This is a genomic window from Neobacillus sp. KR4-4 (genome assembly GCF_042136325.1).
Classification (GTDB): Bacteria; Bacillota; Bacilli; order Bacillales; family Cytobacillaceae; genus Neobacillus.
Genome location: NZ_JBHHJU010000006.1, coordinates 204,230 through 228,308, shown reverse-complemented (window position 1 = coordinate 228,308; position 24,079 = coordinate 204,230). Strand labels below are relative to the sequence as shown.

11 protein-coding genes and 2 rRNA genes are annotated in these 24,079 nt (G+C 38.8%); 7 read left to right on the top strand and 6 right to left on the bottom strand.

The annotated features are described in order from the left end of the window. Positions 1-129: ribosomal RNA gene (locus ACE198_RS09115) — 23S ribosomal RNA — on the top strand; the annotation flags it as partial. A 77-nt stretch (positions 130-206) separates the two neighbouring features. Beyond that, positions 207-323 (top strand): 5S ribosomal RNA (gene rrf, locus ACE198_RS09110). Between the two features lie 68 nt (positions 324-391). Here rrf and ACE198_RS09105 read toward each other — a convergent pair. Together ACE198_RS09105 and ACE198_RS09100 are read right to left on the bottom strand one after the other, a co-directional pair. Beyond that, positions 392-1,921, bottom strand: coding sequence for a vWA domain-containing protein (locus tag ACE198_RS09105; protein WP_375375296.1), 1,530 nt, complete (start codon positions 1,919-1,921; stop codon positions 392-394). A 251-nt stretch (positions 1,922-2,172) separates the two neighbouring features. Continuing rightward, positions 2,173-2,472 carry a DUF4359 domain-containing protein gene (locus tag ACE198_RS09100; protein ID WP_098576203.1) on the bottom strand — a complete coding sequence of 100 codons (300 nt, stop codon included), beginning with the start codon at positions 2,470-2,472 and terminating at the stop codon, positions 2,173-2,175. Between the two features lie 349 nt (positions 2,473-2,821). On the opposite strand from ACE198_RS09100, the gene ACE198_RS09095 reads away from it, so the two are divergent. After that, entirely contained in the window at positions 2,822-3,754 is a 933-nt protein-coding gene (locus tag ACE198_RS09095) for a CPBP family intramembrane glutamic endopeptidase (RefSeq protein ID WP_375375295.1), read from the top strand. Positions 3,755-3,793: 39 nt separating this feature from the next. Here the strand turns inward: ACE198_RS09095 and ACE198_RS09090 are convergent, their stop codons facing one another. Continuing rightward, positions 3,794-4,405, bottom strand: coding sequence for a hypothetical protein (locus tag ACE198_RS09090; protein ID WP_375375294.1), 612 nt, complete (start codon positions 4,403-4,405; stop codon positions 3,794-3,796). A 322-nt stretch (positions 4,406-4,727) separates the two neighbouring features. On the opposite strand from ACE198_RS09090, the gene ACE198_RS09085 reads away from it, so the two are divergent. Beyond that, positions 4,728-6,116 carry a L,D-transpeptidase family protein gene (locus tag ACE198_RS09085; RefSeq protein WP_375375293.1) on the top strand — a complete coding sequence of 463 codons (1,389 nt, stop codon included), beginning with the start codon at positions 4,728-4,730 and terminating at the stop codon, positions 6,114-6,116. Positions 6,117-6,253: 137 nt separating this feature from the next. Here the strand turns inward: ACE198_RS09085 and ACE198_RS09080 are convergent, their stop codons facing one another. Continuing rightward, positions 6,254-6,826 carry a 3D domain-containing protein gene (locus ACE198_RS09080; protein WP_098576207.1) on the bottom strand — a complete coding sequence of 191 codons (573 nt, stop codon included), beginning with the start codon at positions 6,824-6,826 and terminating at the stop codon, positions 6,254-6,256. Positions 6,827-7,176: 350 nt separating this feature from the next. Here ACE198_RS09080 and ACE198_RS09075 point away from each other — a divergent pair, with 350 nt between their 5' ends. Then, positions 7,177-10,167 carry a S8 family serine peptidase gene (locus ACE198_RS09075; protein WP_375375292.1) on the top strand — a complete coding sequence of 997 codons (2,991 nt, stop codon included), beginning with the start codon at positions 7,177-7,179 and terminating at the stop codon, positions 10,165-10,167. A 42-nt stretch (positions 10,168-10,209) separates the two neighbouring features. On the opposite strand, the gene tagU is transcribed toward ACE198_RS09075, so the two are convergent. Beyond that, complete coding sequence (tagU, locus tag ACE198_RS09070) at positions 10,210-11,133, bottom strand: polyisoprenyl-teichoic acid--peptidoglycan teichoic acid transferase TagU (protein ID WP_375375291.1); 924 nt, start codon at positions 11,131-11,133, stop codon at positions 10,210-10,212. 302 nt (positions 11,134-11,435) lie between these two features. Here tagU and ACE198_RS09065 point away from each other — a divergent pair, with 302 nt between their 5' ends. Then, a complete protein-coding gene (locus ACE198_RS09065) occupies positions 11,436-16,307 on the top strand; it encodes a bifunctional 2',3'-cyclic-nucleotide 2'-phosphodiesterase/3'-nucleotidase (RefSeq protein ID WP_375375290.1) in 4,872 nt (1,623 codons plus the stop codon). 58 nt (positions 16,308-16,365) lie between these two features. Here ACE198_RS09065 and ACE198_RS09060 read toward each other — a convergent pair whose 3' ends face one another. Further along, positions 16,366-17,580 carry a HupE/UreJ family protein gene (locus ACE198_RS09060; protein ID WP_375375289.1) on the bottom strand — a complete coding sequence of 405 codons (1,215 nt, stop codon included), beginning with the start codon at positions 17,578-17,580 and terminating at the stop codon, positions 16,366-16,368. Positions 17,581-17,854: 274 nt separating this feature from the next. On the opposite strand from ACE198_RS09060, the gene ACE198_RS09055 reads away from it, so the two are divergent. After that, positions 17,855-23,920, top strand: a complete 6,066-nt coding sequence (locus tag ACE198_RS09055; RefSeq protein WP_375375288.1) for an Ig-like domain-containing protein — start codon at positions 17,855-17,857, stop codon at positions 23,918-23,920. Positions 23,921-24,079 lie beyond the last annotated feature (159 nt).

The window sequence follows — 24,079 nt, the reverse complement described above, 5'->3', positions numbered from 1 at the left end:
CCTCAAGATGAGATTTCCCATAGCGCAAGCTAGTAAGAACCCTGAAAGATGATCAGGTTGATAGGTCAGAGGTGGAAGCGTGGTAACATGTGGAGCTGACTGATACTAATCGTTCGAGGACTTAACCAATTTTAAGGTGAACTCTGAGTTTACAAACTTCTTCAGCATTATCTAGTTTTGAGGGAATGAATCCTCAAATAAAATAGTCTGGCAGCAATGGCGAGAAGGTCACACCCGTTCCCATACCGAACACGGAAGTTAAGCTTCTCAGCGCCGATGGTAGTTGGGACACGCGTCCCTGTGAGAGTAGGACGTTGCCAGGCACAAAAAGGGACAGCTGAAGCGCTGTCCTTTTTTGTTATGACCTGGAAAAAAAGATGGATTTATCTTTCTAACTAACATTCTCAATATAAATGCATTTATTATAGTCCATTAATCGGATGCGCAGCTTATCGTTGCGCCTTAATCGATGACCTGTCTCCGCGTCAATCAACTCATTTCCCATTTCAATTGAACAGTTCGACTTATTGATAATTAGTAATGTATTATCAGTAATTGGAACAAATGTAATTTTATCAATTTCATTAAACTCAGAATCAAGTGAAACCAATTCTTTAAGACGGAATTCTCCCTTAAAGGATTTCAACTTCTTAATTTGTGGTTCTATACGTTCCTCTGTATTACCATCCTCGATCTCCACTACAATTTGACCACTAAAGCCACGATTTTCCTTCCTTTTTTTTGCAATAAAAATCAAGATAAGCGTTACAAGAAGTATAGCCCCCGCCACCGTAAGGATAATATAAATCCACGGATACCGCTGCTGCCCTTCTTTTGCGTGTGGAATATCTGTCGCGCTAGTTTTAAGTTTAGGCGTATTTCTCTCCATTTTCTTTGAAAGTGGGGCAACGGTCGTCTGTGAATTATTGCTAAACACAAGTTTAATGTCAATTTTATCTTTTGGAAAGCCTTTTACTTTAAGGATCCAATCCCCCTTGACAGGATTCAATAATTTTAAAATGGAGTAGTTCTTAGATTTCGATAATAGGATATTGTCCGAAGGCAGGGGATGCATCTTTTCTGCTGGATCATAAATTTTGAGTTCCACTGGTTTGTTTGAAACAAGTGAAATGTTTGCCTCTAGAACATTCTCATTCGGAATTTTTATTATAATATCCTGATATTCTTCTTTTGCAGATAGATCTTTTACAGGAACTACTTTTAACTTTAAATGATTGGCGAATATTTCACGGAGGATTCCGGGTAAATCATTCGCATTACTTGTTTCGAAAAATTTCCCGTTAGTACTTGCGGCAATGTTTTGGAGGACCTCCTTATTAAGCTTCCCGTTAGCGTTTAAGCCAATTACATAAATCGGGTATCTCTGTGCTTTAGCTTCAGTCACTGCCTGAGCAAGGTCAGCATCGGCCTGCTTAAGCGTTTTTCCCTTATTTGACAGCAAATCATTGTTACCATCTGCGAGTAATACAATGATGGGAAGATAGTTCTTTTCATGGTTTTTATTAAGGACGTTGACCGCCTCTTTTACCCCTACGGAAATATCAGTAGCAGGATACTTTTTGAGAGAATCAATGTGGGCTTTTAAGGTTTCTTTGTCCTTTTCTGTACGGATTTTGACGAGGTCCTTCTTGCTGCGGACCTCATCAGAGTATGAAATGACCGCAATTTTGTCCCGATTAAGTGAAGACATATCTATAAACATCTTCATTGCTTCGTTACTTACCTTATTTGGATCACTAGTGAGCATGGATTTACTGACATCTACGACTAGAACACCTTCCATTTGAGAAACGGAATTTACTGGGCCTTCCACTGCATCTGCATGGAGAGCAGCACTAGAAAACATCGGAATAAGAAAAAGTATAAACATGAAAAAATATCTTATTATATTTTTTACCATCTATCTAACCTCCAATGGCAGGAATAAGTATTGTTGTTTAATGAGAAAAATTTGTTCGTTATATAATACATTTTACATCAGAACCACAAATAACCTAAGTATTATTGTAAAAAAAGAGATGAATTAATTGTCGACAATTTTCGCATTGGTGTCAGGCACCGGCAGTTTCAAAAATTTACATTTCCCCTGAAAATCTACTTTTGTATTACAATAAAGGCCAGTCCCGAAAGAGACCGGCCTTTAAGTAGCAATTATTCTTTACTAGAGATGGTGATAAATTTATTAAAGATGCCAATCGATGTAACGGTTCCAAATCCTACTTCGGAAAAGTCAGTTTTGTAGATGGTGAAAATAAAATAGTCTTTCTGTGTAGTTCCGGCATCGAAAATAGATTCCCCTGCTAGAGATAAAACTCCTTTTTCAATCAAGCTCGAAGATTTATCCATTGTCTTGTGATTAACCCAGTCGATATAGGCAGAACGTTTAGGATTTGTTGTTGCTAAAACATAGATAAGCACGATTAAAATAATGATAGGAACAATACGTTTCATTGAGCAAGACTCCTAACTTTTTAAAAGATTAATGGGAAATAATATACTGACTTATCTATGATTGCTTGTACAAGCATATGTTAGCCCGACATGAAAAATCACTGAAACTTTCTGATTACTTGGAAAAATAATATGGATGCTTATTAACTATTAATATGCTAAATTAATACTAACATCTATTATGAAAATGAGGGGATTAATTCGTGACGAGAAAATGGAAGTGGACGGTTTTCTGTTTCTTATTCCTGCTTTTTATGAATGCGTTGGGAATCATTGCAGTTAAGATTTTGGGCAGGTAAGGGGGAAACGGGATTTCTCCGCGAAATTTTGCAGGTAGGGAATGATGGGGATGACAACAAATTTAACCAAACCGATTTCAAAAAAACTACTATTTTCCATACTTATTGTCACATTTGGTGCGGAAATTCTCCTCTATCTTACTCGTTACAGCTATTTGGCCAGTACATTATATGATGCGGTCATGGTATCCTCGTTTTTTATCGGCTGGAAGCTTTATGGCAGGCTTGGAGGCGAGCGGGCTCATCTAAAAAGTCCGCGCCAGCATATGCTTCAATTCACTGGAGCCTTTTTGATTTTTTTCCTGGGAAGCTCGTTTGTTAATGTCTATTCAAGTCTTACTTTTGAAGATTTTAACGAGGATTATAATCAATATGTTCAAGAGTACAAGGAGTCGCAGGTCATTGATGGGGATGGGAATGAATCGGAAGTTCCTGCCCTTCAAGAGCAAACGATAGGGGACTTTTTTGGAAAAATAGATTCGATTGGTACGGATATTTATAATGATCTATTAGCTGGCCTGGAAGAAGTTTGGCGGCTTGCTTATATGATTCTATTGCTTTTTGTTTTTAAACAGGTGTTTCCACGGCGCTGGGAGAGGGGATCAAGGGATGTTTTCCTTATGGCAGCATTGTTTATCACTTCTATTCTTTTCGGGATTGATCATACACTCGATACTGAACAGCCATGGGCGAATCGCATCGGGGCGATCGTAACCTTCGCCAATATGGGCTTTTTGTTTGGGGTGATTCTTTTATGGACGCGGAACCTTTGGTTGACGGTTATTGTCCATGCTGTATATGACATAACGGCTACACTCTCATGGTCCTATATCGATTATGCAGTGGAATATTTTACGTTGGGTATTTTACTGATTCATGTGTGTCTTGTTATTTTTGGAAAAATACATCAAAAACGATCCTTGCAACAGATTGTCACAGTTCAGGAAGAACAGTTGGAAGGGTTGTCGCAAAAGGTAGAATAAAAGGAAAGAGGCTTCCGTATTGCGGCGGCCTCTTTTCTTTTAATTTTTTAGAGAATAGGATTTGGAGTTTATCCAGTATTGAATGGTCCCATTTTCTTTTTGTTTATACTTGATTTTTTCCTGCTCCAAACCTTTGATCAAACTATCCCTAGCTAATTCCTGTATCACACTTAGCTCGATTAATGATCTTTTTATTTGCACTTGGTCGGAATGGCTGGGGTCCTTAAAGGAGGCCATCATGTCGAGACGATGCTTGAAAACAGTGATGATATCCTGATGGTATTCATGAAATTTATCCGCCGACTTTAGGTTTGTTACTTTTATTAATAGTTTCTCTTGTTGGACTTTACTTTGCTCTAGATTTTCACTATTACCTGTGAGGAAGCCGGTTAGTATCTGTTCACTTTGTTCGTTGTAATTATGAATATTAGTTAAGTAGGATGTTACGCTTATTTCGTTTTGATTCCAATCCACTTTAAATAAAAGAATACAAGTCATTATCAACAGAATGATCGCCGTTATCGTTAGCATCCATTTTTTATTAGAACGCCTTTTGCGGGAAATCACTGGTTTATTGTTTGGATGGGTAAGGGCATAAATCTGCAATTCTTCTAGTTCTTGCTTTACTTTTTGTTGGGCGGTTGTGAGCACCTTTCTGCCCTCCAATTTACCTAGTATGGTTTATTGAGAATCTATTACTATCCTACTACATCAAGCGACAAAAAATCCATATTTTCTCGAATTATTCTAAATTTTGAAAGGTATTTCCCGAGAAATGGCGATATTTCTGCAATGGTGTCAGGCACCATCTTTTACATCATAGTTTGTAACTTCTATAGGATGTGAAAAGTTTGTTGGATTTTGCCGAAATAAATATAAGGTTTATCTGTTTCTATTAAAACATTAATTATGGTATTGTAGTAATATTGTAATATTGTAGTAATATAAATGGAAATTACAGGGGGGTTCACTTGTGTTAAGGCGTATTTTGATTGGATTTATTATCTTATTTTTAGGTTTTTCTGTTTTTCCTCAGGCTCAACAAGCTGAGGCTAGCACCATATCAAAGAAGCAACTGATTATTGTTAATAAAAAGATCAATAAACTAGCATTTTATGAGAATGGTAAATTAGTAAAAACATACAATGTTGCAACAGGCAGAACATCTAAACTAACACCAGAAGGAACTTTTTACATAAGGGAAAAGATTAAAAATAGACCTTATTATAAACATAATATTCCTGGCGGCGATCCTCGTAATCCACTTGGAAAACGCTGGTTGGGGTTAAGCAAACAAGAAAATGGCGGTTACCCATATGCAATACACGGAAATAGTGATGAAAGTTCGATTGGAAAATATATCTCGGGTGGATGTATCCGGATGCATAATAAAGAGGTAATTGAACTTTTCAGCAAGGTAAAAATCGGGGCGAAAGTCCGTATTACTACCTCGAAAAAAACCTTTAATCAACTAGCAAAACCGTATTTTAAAAACATCGACATCAAAGCTCCAACGTTCCCATCAGTAACTGCTGTTTCTGATAAATCAAGTGAAGTGTCGGGCGTAACAGAAAAGAGTGCAACAGTTACAGTTAAAATTGGCTCTAAAAAATATACTAAAAAAGCAGACTCAAAAGGGAAATTCAAGGTGAAAATCCCTAAACAAAAAGCTGGGAAAAAACTATACTTATCAGCGAAGGATCCATCAGGTAACATCAGTAAAACCAAAACAATAGTTGTAAAAGACAAAACAGCTCCAGTTGTAAGTGGAGTAATCAACAATAAAACTTACAATAAAGATGTTAAGATTACCTTCAATGAAGGAAAGGCCACATTAAATGGGAAAGCAATTAATTCAAAATATGTAGTTAAAACAGAAGGAAAACGTACTTTAGTGGTAAAAGATGCGGCTGGTAATAAAACAACTATTGTGTTTACCATTGATAAAACAGCACCAGTGGTAAGTGGAGTAAACCATAATGCTATATATAATAAAGATGTAACGCTCACTTTTAAAGAAGGAACGGCAACATTGAATGGAAAAGCAGTTAAAACAGGCTATGTTGTTAAAACGGCTGGAAAATATACATTAGTTCTAAAAGATGCAGTTGGGAACAAGAGAACGGTGGTATTTATCATTGATAAAACAACACCAGTAGTTAAGGGAGTAGAGAATAACGTAACTTATGACAAGGATGTTACCATCCGCTTTAATGAGGGAAAAGCAACATTAGATGGGAATGCATTTACATCAGGAACGGTAGTTTCTACAGAGGGACCACATACTTTAGTTGTAACTGATGCAGCTGGAAATAAGACAACAGTGAATTTCACTATTACAAAGGTGCCAATGCCAGTTTAATATTTTAAGTGCCGAGAAATAAATGGCGCCGAGAAGGAAGACAGCACTCGATCATTCGTGATTCGGGTGCTGTTCTTTTATTGTAGATTAATATAAAAAGTCCCAAGTGAATGAACTCACCTGGGACTTAACTTTGTTTATTTTAGAATTTGAACTTTCACTGTTTTTCTTCCCCATTGAATAGCTTTCTTATAAGAAGGAACGAAGATATCAATCTTTTTCCCTTTTATCGCACCGCCCGTGTCACCGGCGATCGCATAGCCATACCCTTCAACATAAACCTTCGTGCCTAATTTGATGACTTTAGGGTCAACAGAGATGACTTTAAGTTTTGGGTTTTTCTTTAAATTTAAACCTAAAGCAGTGATACCAGAACATCTTTTACAATTTGCTGTATAAGCAGTAGCGCTAACAGTAATTGTTTTTACTACTTTTTGCTTCTTTGAGCTCGTTGTAGTAGTTGTGGCCTTCTTAGCAGGTTTACTAGCCGTTGTGCCAGACACCTTTAACTTTTGATTCGGGTGAATCGTATTTGATTTAAGGTTATTCCATTTTTTTAATGTATTTACTGAGACTTTATATTTTTTTGCAATACGATAAAGTGAATCGCCACTCTTAACTTTATATGTATTGGATGCTGCGGATGCGTCGTGATTACTTCCAAATAATATCATACCTGCCAAACCAAACATGACGAGGAATTTCTTCATAACTAAAACCCCTTTCTACTGTTATATAAAAGTTACCACAATAATATTACACAAATATTTCAATAGCTTACTAGTTTCATGACAAATTCGTTATATTAAGGTGTCATTTAGTAATAATGAGTTATTAATTTGGTGTCAGGCACCGTTTGTGGACAAAAACTACGTTTTTGTCTGTGTGGAGTGGATTTATTATTCAATTTGGAATTATTTTACAATATTATTTTCTCTACTTAGGGTAACTAGTGGAGAAATAATATTCTTCTATTGCACCTAATCTATCAACGAAATGATAAAATGATTAATAAATAGAATGGCATATTAAGTGAAATAATCATAATGGAGGTTTACTTGTGAAATATATTTGGTTTCTGAGTCTGATGGTTCTCAGCTTACTTTTTATGTCTTCGGACGCCAGTGCTGATGGGATTAATGCCCATCCAAAGAAAATCGATCCAGATGTGGTATTTAAGGAGAAAACGGAATACATTGCCGAAGAACTAATCGTCAAATTTGCGCCAGATACGACACAAACGGAACGGGAGGACTTACTGAAACAAGTGGATGTTGAAGAGGAAACTCCATTAGATGACCAGGATTTCTCCTTAGTTAAAGTCACGCCCGGTACGAATTTAACCACGATTGCGAAACAGTTATTAATGAATAAGCAAGTGCTTTTAGTCGAACCAAATTACAAGTTCAAAAAAGCATACCTTCCGAAAGAGCCGGGCTATAGCAGGCAATGGTACCTTCCCAAACTCCAACTGCCTAAAGCATGGGACAAAACAAAGGGGTCTTCGAAAATTACCGTTGCGATTATTGATGGCGGGGTTCAGAAGGATCACCCAGACATAAAAGGAAAAATTGTCAGCCCTTATAATGCCGTAAATGGTTCTTCCAGTTATGCTCCTGATAAGCATGCTACACATGTAGCTGGCATTATCGCAGGAAATTTTAATAAGTATGGGATTGCTGGGATTGCTCCGGATGTAAAAATCATGCCAATTAATGTTTTTCAAGGAGACCTGGCAAGTAGCGATACGGTCATCCGAGCCATTTATTATGCCGTAGCTCACCATGCGGATGTTATTAATATGAGCCTTGGAGATGATAGCTATAGTTATTTACTAGAGTCTGCTACAAAGTATGCCAAATCAAAAGGTGTGGTCCTCGTGGCTGCGGCCGGTAATTCTAGTACGTTTTTGCCGATGTATCCTGCCGCATCTGAGGGTGTGATAGGGGTTAGTGCCACTGACCGAAACGATCGAATTGCCAGCTTTTCAAACTATGGAAATTATATAGATCTTGCTGCTCCAGGGGTGGATATTTATTCATCCATAGCTGGAAGCACATATGCTTCGTATGACGGCACATCAATGGCCGCACCGATGGTTTCAGGAATTGCTGCGCTTGTCCGTACGAAGAACCCATTTTTAAGTCCAAGCCAGGTAGAAACCATTCTGAAAAAATCAACAATTGATCTCGGTAGCAGGGGATGGGATGAAGATTTCGGATATGGAAGAATTGATGCGTATAAGGCAGTTTCGAATACACCTGCACCGATTTCAACCATAACGGCTACAAAAACCTATACCATGACAGGGAAAAACAAAGCTGCATTTTCATTTAAAACAACAAGTAAAACCAAGGTTTCTTTATCAATCAAAGATGCACACGGAAAAACAGTAAGAAAGGTACTATCTAATAAAACCTCTACAGGAGCGAAAATCTCCGCTTCGTGGGATGGAAAATCAACAAGTAAAAAGTTTGTTACAACGGGTACCTATAAAGTAGAAGTGAAAATCACCAAAGGGTCAGACAGCTACTATAAAAGTACGATGATTAAGGTTGTTAATCATACGAAACCTGCCATTTTGGTGTCAGGCACCTACTCCTATTCTCCGAATGTAAGTGGGAAGGCTACAATTCCTTATGAGTTAACGCAAAAAGTGAAGGTAACTGCTGTTGTGACGGATAAAAACGGTAAAACCGTTAAGAAAATTCTATCTAAAAAAACCATCTCAGCCGGAAAGCATTCAATCGTATGGAATGGGAAAACAACCAAAGGGCGTCTAGTGAAGGATGGGACATACCAGATCGTTTGGACATTGACAGATAGTCACAATAAAAAAGGGAAAACCAAAAAAGTTCAACTAACAGTGGACAGTGTCCGGCCGACTGGAACATTAACACTATCATCCACCCGGTTTAAAATGGACACCAAAAGCACGAACACCTTGAAAATGAATTTAAAAGAAACCTCATATGTAATCGTTCATGTTGTCAATGAAAAAGGGACAATCATTAAGAAATTGATTAACAAAAAAGCTAACCCTGGTACTCTCACCGCCAATTGGAATGGGAAAAGTGATAAAAATCAACTGGTCCCTGAAGGCACGTACCGTTATTTCGTTCAGTTAAAAGATATGGCTGGAAATTTAACCAAGATAAACAGCCCTTCACTGATCCTGCAGGACTGGCGTGTACCTGTAATCGCCTCGGGGAAAGATTATTATTTAAAAACAAAAGGAGCCATGACCATCGGCTATACCTTAAACAAACCTGGAAAGGTGACCATTGGAATTTATCAAAGCGGAAAACGCCTATCTACTATTAAAACAGATGCAGCCCAATTAGCGGGGCAGCACTCCTTTACATGGAATGGGACGGATGATGCCAACAACCAGCTTAACGATGGTCTCTATCAGTTTAAAATTAAAGTCGTTGATAAGTATAATATCACTCAAATCTACGCAGGAAATGTCCATGTCGAGCTGAATACAATCGAAATAAGTTATCCTGCTGTGGTCATGTTCTATCCAGGTGAAGGCAGTGAGGTACATTACAAACTCTCACGGCCAGCGAATGTGACGATAGAAATTTTGAATCAAGCGAATCAAAAGATTAAAACCATAGCACAAGATAAAGCAGTAAGTGAAGGAAGTCAATCTTTTAGCTGGCTTAGCGGCGATGAAAAAGGTGACACGTATTATTATGTCATTACCGCAAAGAATGCTTACGGACAAAAGTCAGTTAAGGGGAAAATGACTTCAACAGGTAACCCAGCGTGGTTAGTTTCACATAGTTTTAGCTTTCACTTAGCTTCTGATCAAATTTATAACGATCAATTACAGATGAAAATTAACACAAAACAGCAGATTACGGCTATCCTTCATGTTTATAATGATGAGGGCAGTTCGCAAATTGCCCAAAAGCAATATACGGTGAAGGCAGGTTCTAATACGCTTGTCTATACCAAGCCTTCAAAATATTCCTGGTATTACTATTTGATCGAATATCGTGATTCACTAGGAAATGAATATTGGTATGAAATTAATGAATAATAAAAAACAGTCTGCCAGATCTTAGGCAGACTGTTTTTATCTTCAAGTAGTTTCCAATTGTGTTTTCATTTCTGTTTGAAGCCGTTCTTTTTCGTCAGCGGGAACGACGTAGTAATAGATGCCGTTCATTCTTGTTCCTTTTCCTTCGATGGTCATTTGATCGATGTTACTAACTACACTTTTGTAGTTCTTTTGAATAGCAACCATTTGATCAAAGGTGAGATTTGTTTTTACATTTTTCCCGAGTGCAGAGAAAATATCACTGTAATTGGCTAGTGAAGATAGACTTGCTCCCTCTTTGATGACCCCTTGGATAATTTGACGCTGGCGAATTTGGCGGCCAAAATCACCGCGCGGGTCTTCTTTCCTCATTCGAGTATAGGCAAGAGCCTTTTTGCCATTCAAGGTCACTTCCCCTTTAGGAAAATGATAGCCTCCATAAGAAAAATCTAGATCATTATTCACCGTTATACCACCAACAGCATCGACGATATCCTTAAAACCTTCCATGTTCACTCTTACAAAGTAATCAATCGGGATATCTAAGAAGTGTTCAACTGTGTTCATCGCCATTTCTTCGCCGCCAAATGCGTAGGCATGATTTATTTTATCCTCTGTTCCTTTTCCAACAATTTCTGTACGTGTATCCCGAGGGATACTTAGCATCTTAACCGAATTAAGCTTCGGATTAATGGATAAAACAATCATGGTGTCTGAACGGCCTCTATCCCCTTTACGCTGGTCGACCCCTAAAAGTAATACGGAAAATGGCTGTTTGTTTTGTAAGGATACTTCCTCCGTCCGCTTTTCTGATGTACGATCGACAGGGTGATGCATAGTTTCGACAGCATTTGTTAAAGAATTATAGACGGAATAGGCATAAACTCCCACACCGATTATTAATAAAAGTAAGACAATCCCAGTTACGCGTAGCCATGTTCTCTTTTTCTTTTTCTCAGCTCTCATCAAATTTTCCTCCACAACGGTATTTTGAACTATATTTTAGAATAGCAGAATTTATCGAAATTTAATACATTTATTTCAAAAACTTACATATTTTTTTACTGATTTATTGGAAATAATTCTTTCATAAATAATCTATAAAAAATGGAGAGGATTCTCTAAAAACAATAGATTAAAAGGAAGAAAACCAAAAAAATATTTTGTGAATAAATCGTAAATTATGAAAAAAGGGTCTATTATTCTTTTGGAAAAATTAGTAGAATAGTCATGCAATACAAATTATTTTGTCGAAGGGCGGAAAAAGGGTGAAGAGACAGATAAAAAGAAGCATGAAAAGACGGATGCTTAATACTTCTCTAGCAACAGCGTTAGCGCTTACAACTGTTCCATTGAGTATTTTCCCACAGGCTGCAAAAGCTGAAGGAACAGGGAATACAGCTACACTACGTATCTTAGAAACTACTGACCTACATTCTAATGTTTTACCGTATGATTATTTCAAGGATGCTGCGGTGCCGAATTATGGTTTGGCAAAAACTGCTACACTAATTAAGCAAGCACGATCAGAAGTTGACAACTCGATGCTATTTGATGCTGGTGATACGATTCAAGGAAATCCACTAGCAAGCTATGTAGCAAAAGTAAATAAACTAGGACCAAATGAAACCCATCCTATTTACAAAGCAATGAACTATTTAAAATATGACGCAGGTATCGTTGGGAACCATGAGTTCAACTATGGTTTAGACTACTTAAAAGATGTTCAGGAAGAAGTCCAATTTCCGATTGTAAACGCTAACATTTATAAAGATGACCACGATTCCGACTCAACCAATGATGTAAACTATTTCACTCCATATAAAATTGTAGACAAAACCATTAAGGATGCTGCCGGCAATGAACATATGATTAAAGTCGGGGTTATCGGTTTTGCTCCACCGCAAATCATGAATTGGGATAAAGATAACCTAACGGGTAAAGTCATTACAAAAAATATTGTTTCCCAAGCCAATAAATTTATTCCACAAATGAAGGCTGAAGGTGCCGATGTTATTGTAGCAATTGCCCACTCTGGCTGTGATATCACTGCTGAAGGGCAAGAGGACGCAGAGAATGCTGTTTATGATTTAACAAAAGTACCTGGCATTGATGCGATGTTATTTGGACATGCTCACGTAAACTTCCCGAATGGTCCAGAATTCCATCAAGGTGGAAAAGTAGAAAATCCAGATCTTCCAGGTATCGATAATACAAAAGGTACGATCAATGGCACACCGGCAGTTGAAGCAGGCTTCTGGGGGAATAACTTAGGTGTCATGGACTTAGCACTTGTTCAAGATGCAAATGGCAAGTGGTTTGTGGATAAAGCTAATTCAAAATCCGTCAACCGTCCAGTAAGTGCTGATACGGCTTCAGACGAGACCATTGTTAGTGATACCCAAGAAATTCATAATAAAACGCTTGAATATGTACGTGGAAAAATCGGTACTACTGATATTCCAATGCACAGCTTCTTCACTCGTGTTATGGATGACGCCTCCACACAAATTGTAAACAATGCACAAATGGATTATGTGAAAAAAGCGATTGCGAACACAGAATATAAGGATGTGCCAGTTATTTCAGCTGCAGCACCATTTAAAGGCGGCCGCGGTGGTGTAGCCGATTACACAAACATTGCTAAAGGCGATGTCACGATTAAGAGTGCAGCTGATTTATACTTGTTTGATAACACCTTAAAGGCTCTAGAAATTACAGGTGATCAAGTGAAGCGCTGGATCGAAGAATCAGCGAAACAATTTAATACAATTGACCCTAATAATCCGGAGCAGCAAGATTTACTCGATTATGATTTCCGCCCTTACAATTACGATGTCATTGATGGGGTAAAATACGACATTGACGTGACAAAGCCAAAAGGTGAGCGTGTTGTGAACCTCCGAATGATGGATGGAACTCCTGTTAAGATGGACCAAAAATTCATCATCGCAACAAATAACTATCGTGCTGGCGGAAGCGGCGGTCTTGCAGAATTGAAGAATTTAAAGCCTGTTGTGGATTCTCCGTTTGAAAATCGTCAAATCCTTATGGATTATATTAGTGCACAAGGTACCATCAATCCGGTTCCAGATAACAACTGGAAAATTGCTCCGGTTGGGGGCACAGCGAAGGTTGTCTTCCACTCTAATCCAGATGCTAATGCATACCTTGGTCAACAACCAGATGTTAAAGACCTAGGTCCATCAACAACAAAACCAGGCTACCAACTATATGAATTAGACCAAAATGTACACGTTCAATTATTAGGAATCAATGACTTCCATGGTCAATTGGATTATACAACCAAAGTGTCTAATCGTGAGGTCGGCGGTATTGAATACCTAGCTGCATACTTAAAGCAAAGAGAAGCAACTAACCCTGCAAATACGTTAATGTTACAAGCTGGTGACTTAGTAGGTGCAAGCCGTCCGGTTTCTGCCCTATTACAGGATGAACCAACCATCCGTTTCATGAATGAAATCGGAATTGACGTAGGTACAATTGGTAACCATGAATTTGATGAAGGCGTAGCAGAAATGAAACGTTTAATCAATGGCGGTGCCCATCCTAAAACAGAAGAGAAATATGGTGCATTTGAAGGTGCCAATTTTGATTATGTGGTAGCCAACGTTGAAGATGAAAAAACGGGTGAATTAATTTTACCTCCATATGCAATCAAAGAAGTGGATGGCGTTAAGATTGGTTTCATCGGTGTAGTTACAACTGAAACACCAAGCATTGTTACAGCAAGTGGTGTCGCGGGTGTTAAGTTCACAGATGAAGTAGAAGCAATCAACAAATATACAGCAGAGTTAAAATCTAAAGGTGTAGAATCAATCGTTGTTCTTGCCCATGACCCTGGTACTTCCGCAACAAATGGATCGAATCCAACAGGTAAAGTAGTTGATATGGCTAGTGAGATTGATGATGAAGTAGACGTAATTTATGGAGCCCATGACCATAAATACTTGAACTCTACTGTTGATGGTAAATTATTAGTGCAATCTTATTCCTATGGTACAGCATTCTCAGATGTTGAACTTACCATTGACCCAATTACAAAAGATATCGTAACTAAAACTGCTGAAGTTGCATCGACTTTCAAAGACAGTATTACACCAGATGCAAAGATTAAAGCAGAGCTTGATCAATACCAAGCTGATATCGCTCCACAAACACAACAAGTTGTAGGAACTGTAACTGCACCTATTTCACGTACGCAAAACAAAGCAGGGGAAGCTCCAATGGGTAACCTAATTGCCGACAGTATGCGTGCTAAAACTGGTACTCAGTTTGCATTTATGAATATCGGCGGCGTTCGTGATGAAATCAAAAAGGCTGGAGACGTGACTTGGGGTGACTTATTCGCCGTTCAACCATTTGGCAATGATGTAGTTAGCCTAAAGCTTACCGGAGATCAAGTAAGAACATTAATTAATCAACAATTCCAAGCAGACCGGTACCGGATTATGCAAATTTCTGGCTTAAAATACACTTGGTCAGATAAATTGCCACTTGGACAAAAAGTTGTCGACATCTTCCTTCCAGATGGTTCAAAAATGGACCCAGCTGCAGAGTATACTGTATCAGTAAATAACTTTATGGCTGATGGCGGAGATGGATTCACAATCCTTAAACAAGGTAAAGAACGTAAGGTTTGGACAACTGACTTAGATGCCTTAGTAGACTATATTAAATCAATTGAAGGTCCAATCACTGCAGGTATTGAAGGAAGAATTGTTCTTGATGAAGAAGTAACTGCTGACATTAATGAAGTAACAGACCAATCGACTACTGTAACGGGTAAAACTGAAGCTGGTGCAACTGTTGCGGTAACAGCTGGTGAAATTAGTAAAACAACCACTGCTGCTGAAGATGGAAGTTTCTCAGTAGAGATTCCAGTCCAAAAAGCAGGAACTGAAGTTGTTGTTTCTATTACGGATAAAGCTCTAAACGTAAAAGAAGTTCGCTTAACTGTTAAAGACGTAACTGATCCAAATGCTCCTGTTCTTGAACCGGTAACCAATTTGTCTACTGTAATTAAAGGTCACGGTGCAGAACCTGGTACACATGTTTACATTACAAATGGTTTCAATTTGAAGGTACATTTAACAGCAGATGCTAATGGTAATTTCAGTGTTCCATTAATGGCGCCGCTTAAAGAAGGCACCCAAATATTCGCATTCTCTGTTGATTTATCATTCAACTTAAGTCCAATTGGCTATACAGTCGTTCTTGACGTAATTGCTCCGAATAAGGCTGTCGTAAATGCAGTAAGCAACAAAGATAAAGTGGTATCTGGAACTGCTGAGGCTGGTTCTACAGTTACTGTATCTAGCAGCAAAGGTGTTCTAGGCACTGCAAAAACTGGTGCTGATGGTAAATTCTCTATATCTCTTAAATCTGCTCTTGGTGCCAAAACTGTAGTAACTGTCGTGGTAACTGATCCATCAGGCAATAAGAGTGAAGCAACAACTGTTACAGTTGGTGATAAAATTGCTCCAGTCGTAAGCGGAGTCGTTAATAATGGGATCTACAATAAAAACGTTGCCGTTAAATTTAATGAAGGAACTGCAACGTTAGATGGTAAATCCTTCAGAAATGGAACGCCTGTTGCTAAAGAAGGAGTCCACACATTAGTGGTAACTGATGAAGCAGGCAACAAAACAACCGTAAAGTTCACGATTGATAAAAAGGCTCCAGTCGTTACAGGTGTTGTAAATAACGGACTTTACAAAAAAGATGTAACCATCAACTTTAATGAAGGTAAAGCATTATTGAATAATAGAGCTATACCAACTAAGAAAGTAGTGAAAACTGACGGAAGTTACACATTAGTGGTAATGGATGCAGCTGGTAACAAAACAACTGTCAAATTTGCAATTGATAAAAAAGCTCCAAGCACACCTTCTGTTGATAAAATTACGGTGAAAACTACCAAAGTAACTGGTAAAGCAGAAGCCTATTCAACGGTCAGTGTAAAAGTGAGCGGCAAGGTGATTGGTTCTAAAAAAGCTGATAAATATGGCAAGTTCTCGATCTCAATCAAAAAACAAAAAGCTGGCAAAGTGGTTGAAGTCGTAGCAGTAGACAAGGCTGGAAATGTAAGTAAGGCTAAGAAAGTAACCGTAAAGTAATAAGTTAAACAGAAAAAACCTCTGAAAAAATTTTTCAGGGGTTTTTCCTGTTTAAAATCTATGAAATAATTCGTTCGACTAGCCAAATAGCTCCTAAAATAAATATGATCGATGAACCGATTTGAACGAATCTACGTGAGATCTTTAATCTGAAAATATAAGTAAGTAAAGGTAATAGTAAAAGAACAATCGCTAACTGCACGGCTTCAATCCCCAGGTTAAAATTAACTAATGCAACAGCAAGATGGCTTTTCGCAATCTCCATTTCCTTTAAAATACTAGCAAACCCAAGACCGTGAATTAAACCAAACAGAAACGTGATACCCCAGCGGTGTCTGATCTCCTTTCGGAAAATATTCTCAATAGCCACGTAACAAATACTAAAGGCGATGGTGGCTTCCACAAAACGAGAAGGTAACGTGATCCAGCCTAATACCGCAAGGCTAAGGGTGATGCTGTGCGCCAATGTAAAGGATGTGACAATAGAAATATACTGTTTGAGGGTTTGTTTTCTTAACAACAAGGCAAATAGAAATAATAGGTGATCATAGCCAGTAATAATATGCAGCATCCCTAATTTGAAAAATGAAAACCACGAAGAAGTGGTGGTTTGTGGTTCTGGCGCAGCTGCCTTGGCTTGATCTTGTTCCGTGCCAGGCGCAGGCTGGGTGGTTTGGTCCTGACCTTGTTCCTGCTGTACCTCAGTTAAAAGTATCGTCCAAGTCCGTTCCTTCCCTTGTAATACAGCCTCACTCGTTTGTCCCATAAAAGAGGCTGAAATCAAATCAACATAATTCGTCCCCGTATCATTAAAATAAAAGCCATCATTATAAACGATTGTATCCCCAGCCGAAAAGGCCGGAAAGGTCATCGTCGTGGAAAGAAACTCTTTGTTTTCTTTTTTTACTAACTTCATTGTTTCTACTTTAGGAGTCACTTCTTTGTTGTTCTTGTCCAAGGTCAAACCTTCAGTAATTAATTCCTCAATATGATGCTGCTCTTTTTTTACCTCAGATTTTTCAAGTACCCAGTTTTTATTTAGGTCAATATCGGGTAATAGTTCTATAAGGGATAATGTATCGAGGGTGAAGACGATCTCCGTTTTCTTTTCGTCCATTGTTATTTTTGTGTAACTAGCACTATATGCATGGGCATTGGCAAAAATCGGGAAAGAGATGAAGGTAATAAGAAGGATTGAAAGAAAAACACAGAAATAACGATTTCTATCGAAAAAACTAATGTTATGCCTAAAATTGTATACGAAAGAAAACACGAACGAACCTCCTGATTGTTGTTTTAAAATATTTAACTGAATTTACCAAATAAATGAGTAAGGCTGAAACCTCCTTAATATAATCACATTTTAACAGTATTTGTATACCTAATTGAAAAATAATACGGCCTCTTAGAAATAAGTGTAGAATATTTCTATATCCAAAGTAATGAAAATTTTGTAGAATTATAGAGCAATATAATACCTTGATATGAAAGCGATGTAAGCGCTTTTTACTAAGGTAAATGAAATTACTACAAAGGGTGGTAGATGAATGATAGAAAGACAAAAGAAGTTTAAGCGTTGGACAAGCACGTCTATGGCAACACTTCTCTTGGTCAGTACCTTTTTGCCCAGTGGTCTAAACATTAGAGCACATGCAGACATGGCTGATCATGTTGTTATCTCTCAAGTGTTTGGTGGGGGAGGAAACGGAAGCGGCACTACAGCAGCTCCATACAATAAAGACTTTATTGAGCTTTATAACCCGACGGATCAACCAGTTGATTTAACAGGATGGTCTGTTCAATATGGCTCTTCGGGGGGGACGAGTTGGACACCAACTTCATTGACTGGAGTAATTCCTGCACATGGGTATTACCTTATTTCTGAGGGTGGCGGTGCTGCTGGAATAGACCTCCCAACTCCAGATGCTTCAGGTACAATTGCCATGTCTGGTACTGCTGGTAAGGTAGCTTTATTTAAGGACAAAACCACAGCGGCATCGGGTGTAAAGCCAACAGATACAGTTGATTTCGTTGGATTTGGTGGTGCAAATGCCTATGAAGGACCCGCTCCGACAAAAGCTCCCTCCAATACTACAAGCGTTCAGCGCCGCCCATATGCAAATACTGATCCGGCTCCTGGAAAAGGAAATGCATGGGACACTGATGATAACGCAGCAGACTTTTATGTAGGACCGGTTGCTGCACCTAGAAACACTGAAAGCACTCCTGAAGCCCCGATGGTTCCAGTAATCAGCTTGCAGCCAAAAGGAAATACCATTCAATTTTTACAACAACAAGATAATTCAGCTACCTTAAAGGGTGGTGCTGGTTCAGCTGAACCTAACTCAACCGTGAGTATCTATGAAACAGCAGCTAAAGGAACAGCACTTGGCACAGCAAAGGCAGCTGCTGACGGTTCCTTTGAAATCAGCTTCACAGCATCTAAAGCACTTCCGGCTGTTTATGTGTCTGCTAAACAAGGTGATATGGACGAAAGTGCGGCTATTCAAATCGACGTAGCCAAAGCATCCTCGAGTATTGCTGCTGATAAATTGAACTACATGGTATCAGGTGGAGTAGGTACATTAATCGGTAATGCAGGCGCAGCCGTTAAGGATTCCGTCATCAATGTATATGCCACAGCAAATGCAACCGAACTACTTGAAACAGCAGCAGCGGGAACAACTGGAGATTTTAACATTAAAATTAACAGCAATGCTCCTGATAAAGTTTATGTAACACAGCAATATAGCACAGCAAAAGGGATCATGCTTGAGAGTGCTCCTGTAGCCATTGAAAAGGCTGTGTTGAATACAATCACTCCACTTAACGAAGTGAAAGCAACTGACTCGAAAGGGATTTTAACAAATCTTAACGGGTTCTTCACAGTTGAAGGTGTGGTAACGATTCAAAACGGTATTCTTGGTACACAGAAGAACAACTTCTATATCCAAGATGCAACAGGCGGAATCAATGTTTTTGGAAGCCTTGATTCAGGTCTAACTGTACAACGCGGTGACAAGTTACGAGTTACAGGTAAAGTCATCGTTTATAAAGGAATGACAGAGTTTGAGCCTACTGCTATTCAGAAATTGGATGAAGGCCTAGCACTTCCAACGGTTAAGGAAGTAACCATCCCAGAAGTAACTACATTTGCAACAGCTGAACCTCTTGAAGGAAGCCTTGTAAAAGTAACAGGAAAAATTTCTGCAGTAGAAGTAACTGCACCAAATTACAATGTAACAATTGTTGATGAAAACAATAAAACTACTATTCTAAGAGTTATGGAGAAGACTGGCATCAAGCCAGATACCGATCTAGTAATTGGTAAAAGTTACTCCATCACAGGTATTGTTGGTCAATACACATCAAATGCTACACACGTTAATGGATACCAAGTATTCCCGCGTGACGTGAAAGATATAGCTTCTATCTTAGGAATTACACACACACCATTAATAGAAGTATACAAAGATACAAATGTTGAATTTGTAGCCAATGCCGATGGTGCAGAAAGTGTAACTGTTTATTATCGTGCCAAAGGAGCAACAACTGAGTATATTCCATTGACAATGGGTAATGACGGCACGGGCCGTTATACAGTAACATTGGATGCAGCAAACGTTCCAGCAAACGGCTTTGATTACTATATCGAAGCTATAGCAGGCACGAAGGTACAATCAGTTGGAACAGGTGCAGCACCAAATTCGGTAGCAGTGATTGAAGATACAACGGGTCCTGCCTTCAGCGGTGAGACACCACAAATAGATGTAAAAGTGGAAACTCCACGTCCTGAAATTACAGCTCTTATTAATGATCCAAGCGGAGTTGATGAGTCAACTGTTCAAATGTGGCTTGATGACAAAGAATTGAAGGCTCCAGAAGCTACTATTACTAAAACGCAGGTTAAATACACACCAACAGAGGATCTTACAATTGGGGTCCATAAGGTAAAGGTGTCTGCAACAGATACAAAAGGCAACGAGAATAAAAAGGAATGGACGTTTGAAATCGTTCCACGTTTTGATGGCGGACACCACTATCGTGGTACCACACACAACCATACCAACATTTCACATGATGGTGCGGGAACACCGGAAGACGCACTAAAAGCTGGTCAAAAATATAATTACGATTGGTTTGCCTTCTCTGACCATTCACATGATATAGACCCTGAGAAGCTTGGTACTGATACCGTAGTCCGTGATGGAATGCAGGAACGTACTGGCGGAACACAATGGCAAGCGACAAAAGACCTTGCGACAAAATATACAAAGAACGGTGAATATGTAGTATTCCCAGCTTTTGAAATGACTTCGACTACATGGGGTCACTCAAATATCTTTGGAACAGATAATTTTATTGACCGTAACATTAACGGTAAGCAATACCAAGACTTAAATCAGTATTATGCATGGGTATTAACGTATGACAATATCGTTGGTCAATTTAACCATCCTGATATGTCAGCCAATGCTTTTAACAATTTTAAGCCGTACAATAGCGATGTAGATAAATTATTTACCATGCTTGAAGTAGGTAATGGTTCTGGTCACTATGGCTACGCCAATGCCGAAGCAAAATACTTCTCTACATTAGATTTAGGCTGGCACCTTGCTCCTACGTATGGTGAAGATAACCACGAAGGAACATGGGGACAAATCAATGCTCGTACCGTCATCGTTGCAGACGATCTTTCACAAGATTCCTTAATGAACTCGATGCGTAATATGCGCGTGTACATGGAAGAAGATCCGAACTTCACATTAGATGTATCTGCGAATGGCTACTATATGGGTTCAACGGTTGATAGTAAGAACCTAACATTTGATATTAAGGGAAGCGACTTAGTAGCGGAAGCGAAAAATAGCACAGACTATGATTATCTTCCAGCATCATATAAATCAGATGATAGAATTGCTAAAGTTGAATTAATCTCAAATGGCAGCAAAGTAGTCGATTCAATTACACCAATGAAAAATGACTTTACTTGGAAACCAGAATATACGGTAACAGGCGGCCAGCAATGGTTTGTCGTGAAAGTTACTCAAATGGATGGCGAGAGAATTTACTCTTCACCAATCTGGTCTAAAGAAGAATCAGTTGATGTAAAAGTGAACAGTATCGATATTGACGGCGGAGTCATCGTTGGCGGTAATCCTGCAACATTAAAAGCAGCAGTTGCGAACAATGGTACTGAAGTCGTGAAAAACCTAAAAGTAGATTTCTATTACGATGAAGTTAAGACGGAGAATCTTATTGGTACAAACAATATCACTTCGATTCTATCCAAAACTTCAGCAACAGCTACAGCAACATGGGCAAGCCCAATTAAAGGTGATCATAAGTTAATTGCCGTTGTAACTTCCTTAGATGGACTGAATCTTGGTGATGTTCAATTCTCATTACCAGTAAAGATCAAAGAGCCACTTGGAATTAAGGTGTTAATCGATGCGAACCATAACAACGAAAACACAAGTACAGATGGCGGAACGTATAAGGATAATTTAAAAGCCTTTACGCTAATGCTTCAAAAAGAAGGTTACACGGTTGCTGAAAATAAAACAGCACTAACAGATGAAGTGTTAAGCACAACAAAAGTATTAGTGCTTACACACGGAAAAGCATTAACAGCAGATGAAAAAACAGCTGTTGCTAATTTTGTGAAAAATGGCGGTTCCTTATTAATGGCCGGTAAGAGCAACAACAGCACGGATCCTTCCATTAATAACGGAGTACTGAGCGAAATTGGATCAGCTATCCGTATGGGGAATGATGGAGTATTTGACGATAGCAAGAGTGGAAACTTCTGGAGTGATCCAGCTGTCAGTCCGTATGCAGTCAGAGTACATCCAGGATTAGTATCCAACCATATTACTGACCGCGTATCATTTGTTGATTATTACAGCGGAACAAGTTTATCTGGGGCAGATAATAAGGCATTAACCGAATCAGATAAAGTAACCATCCTTGCAAAAGGAAATGAAACAACGTACCAAGGCAAAGTTTTAGGCGGATTCACTTATGATGCCGTTTCTGATGCAACAGGCGGTTCTGCGATTCCGTTAATCGCTTCTGAAGAAATTGGCGAAAATGGACGAATCATTGTTTCAGGGATGAACATTTTTAATGATAAACAGATGGATGAATCTTATGAACCAAAAGGCAATGACGAATTAATTTTTAACGCTGTCAATTGGTTAGCGCATCGCGAAATGAAAGTGCAAAATATTGCCGATGTTCGCAAACTGGTTGATGACACAGATGTAGTCGTTGAAGGAACTGTTACCACTGGTGCAGGCGTCTTCTTTGATGCGTTTAACTTACAAGATGAGACTGGCGGTATCATGGCTTACCTTGAAGTTCCAGATGGTTCATTAAAAGCAGGCGACAAAGTACGAGTTTATGGTCACATTAAGAGATTTGATAATAATATTGAGTTAGAGTTTACTAGCTTTGCAAAAGATGTTATTAAACTTGGATCAGGTGATCCTGTCGAGCCGAAACTAGTACAAACTGGAGAAGCAACATCTGCTGCCAACCAAGGATTCCTAGTTAAAGTGAAAGGTCAAGTCGTATCTAAGTTTGACGAAAATTCTTATGTCATCAATGATGGTTCTGGTAATGTGTTAGTATTCACAGATGGATACATTATCAACCAAAGCAATGTTCAGGTACCAGTTCTTAAAACGGGTGACACCCTAGAGGCAGTTGGTTTATCTGGTGCTTTTGCACAGGGTACACGTATCCGTGTAAGAGATACAAGAGAACTAATAGGAACGGCAGATACTACTGCGCCAGAAAAGCCGTTTGTAAATGCTGTGACTGAAGCTGATGAGGTAATCAGTGGAACAGCAGAAACGGGCTCTAAAGTTGTCGCAAAAGTAGAAGGTCAAGAAATAGGTACAGCAACAGTTAATGCTGAAGGTGAATTTACAATGACCATAGCTAAACAAGTAGCAGGCGTGAAGATTAATGTAACAGCTACTGACGAAGCAGGCAATGTAAGTGAAGCAGCAGAAATAACTGTAAGTGACGTAACTGCACCAGCAGCACCAATAGTTAACGGTGATGTGTACGATAACGATGTAGTTATTAAAGGTACAGCAGAGGCAGGGGCAACAGTTCGTGCTCACGTTAACGGTCAAGAGATTGGCACAGCAAATGCTACTGCTGAAGGTGAATTTACAATGACCATCGCTAAACAAGCAGCAGGCGTGAAAATTGTTGTAACAGCTGCTGACAAAGCGGGCAATGTAAGTTTAAAGACTGAAAAAACAGTCCAAGACGAAAAAGTTACAACTGTGAGTGTCGCAACAGACAAGCCTGGTACACAGGTATTTAAAGATCCAATTCAGTTTACAGCTACTTCGGAAGGAAGCAGGAGCCCTGAATATCGCTTCTATATTCTTGATAAAAAGGGAGCAGTAATCGTATTACAAGATTACGGGGTCAGCAATACTTTAAAATGGACAGCAAAAAGTCCAGGTACCTACACTATTTTTGTAGAAGCAAAAGACAAATATAATTCCGGATTATCTTCATATTATTATGAAGCGCGAACGGAATTAACCTTTGATGTAGAAGCAGGTAAAGGTAAAGTAAAAAATTAAAAAAGTGGAATGAATAGGAACATCCTCTTTCCGCATCAGACTGTCGACAAATCCTAAAAATTGGGGTTTGCCGATAGTCTTTTTTTTGTGGGTATCCACATTGGATATCCTTTTCCACTATCTATTTCCTTTTTATAGTAGAATCCTATATTCATAAAT

What these genes read in the sequence shown, in the direction of transcription:
- ACE198_RS09055 (WP_375375288.1), top strand. Translation starts at nt 17,855, where the DNA reads ATGATAGAAAGACAAAAGAAGTTTAAGCGTTGGACAAGCACGTCTATG.
- ACE198_RS09095 (WP_375375295.1), top strand. Translation starts at nt 2,822, where the DNA reads ATGACAACAAATTTAACCAAACCGATTTCAAAAAAACTACTATTTTCC.
- ACE198_RS09100 (WP_098576203.1), bottom strand. Translation starts at nt 2,472, where the DNA reads ATGAAACGTATTGTTCCTATCATTATTTTAATCGTGCTTATCTATGTT.
- ACE198_RS09105 (WP_375375296.1), bottom strand. Translation starts at nt 1,921, where the DNA reads ATGGTAAAAAATATAATAAGATATTTTTTCATGTTTATACTTTTTCTT.
- ACE198_RS09080 (WP_098576207.1), bottom strand. Translation starts at nt 6,826, where the DNA reads ATGAAGAAATTCCTCGTCATGTTTGGTTTGGCAGGTATGATATTATTT.
- tagU (WP_375375291.1), bottom strand. Translation starts at nt 11,133, where the DNA reads ATGAGAGCTGAGAAAAAGAAAAAGAGAACATGGCTACGCGTAACTGGG.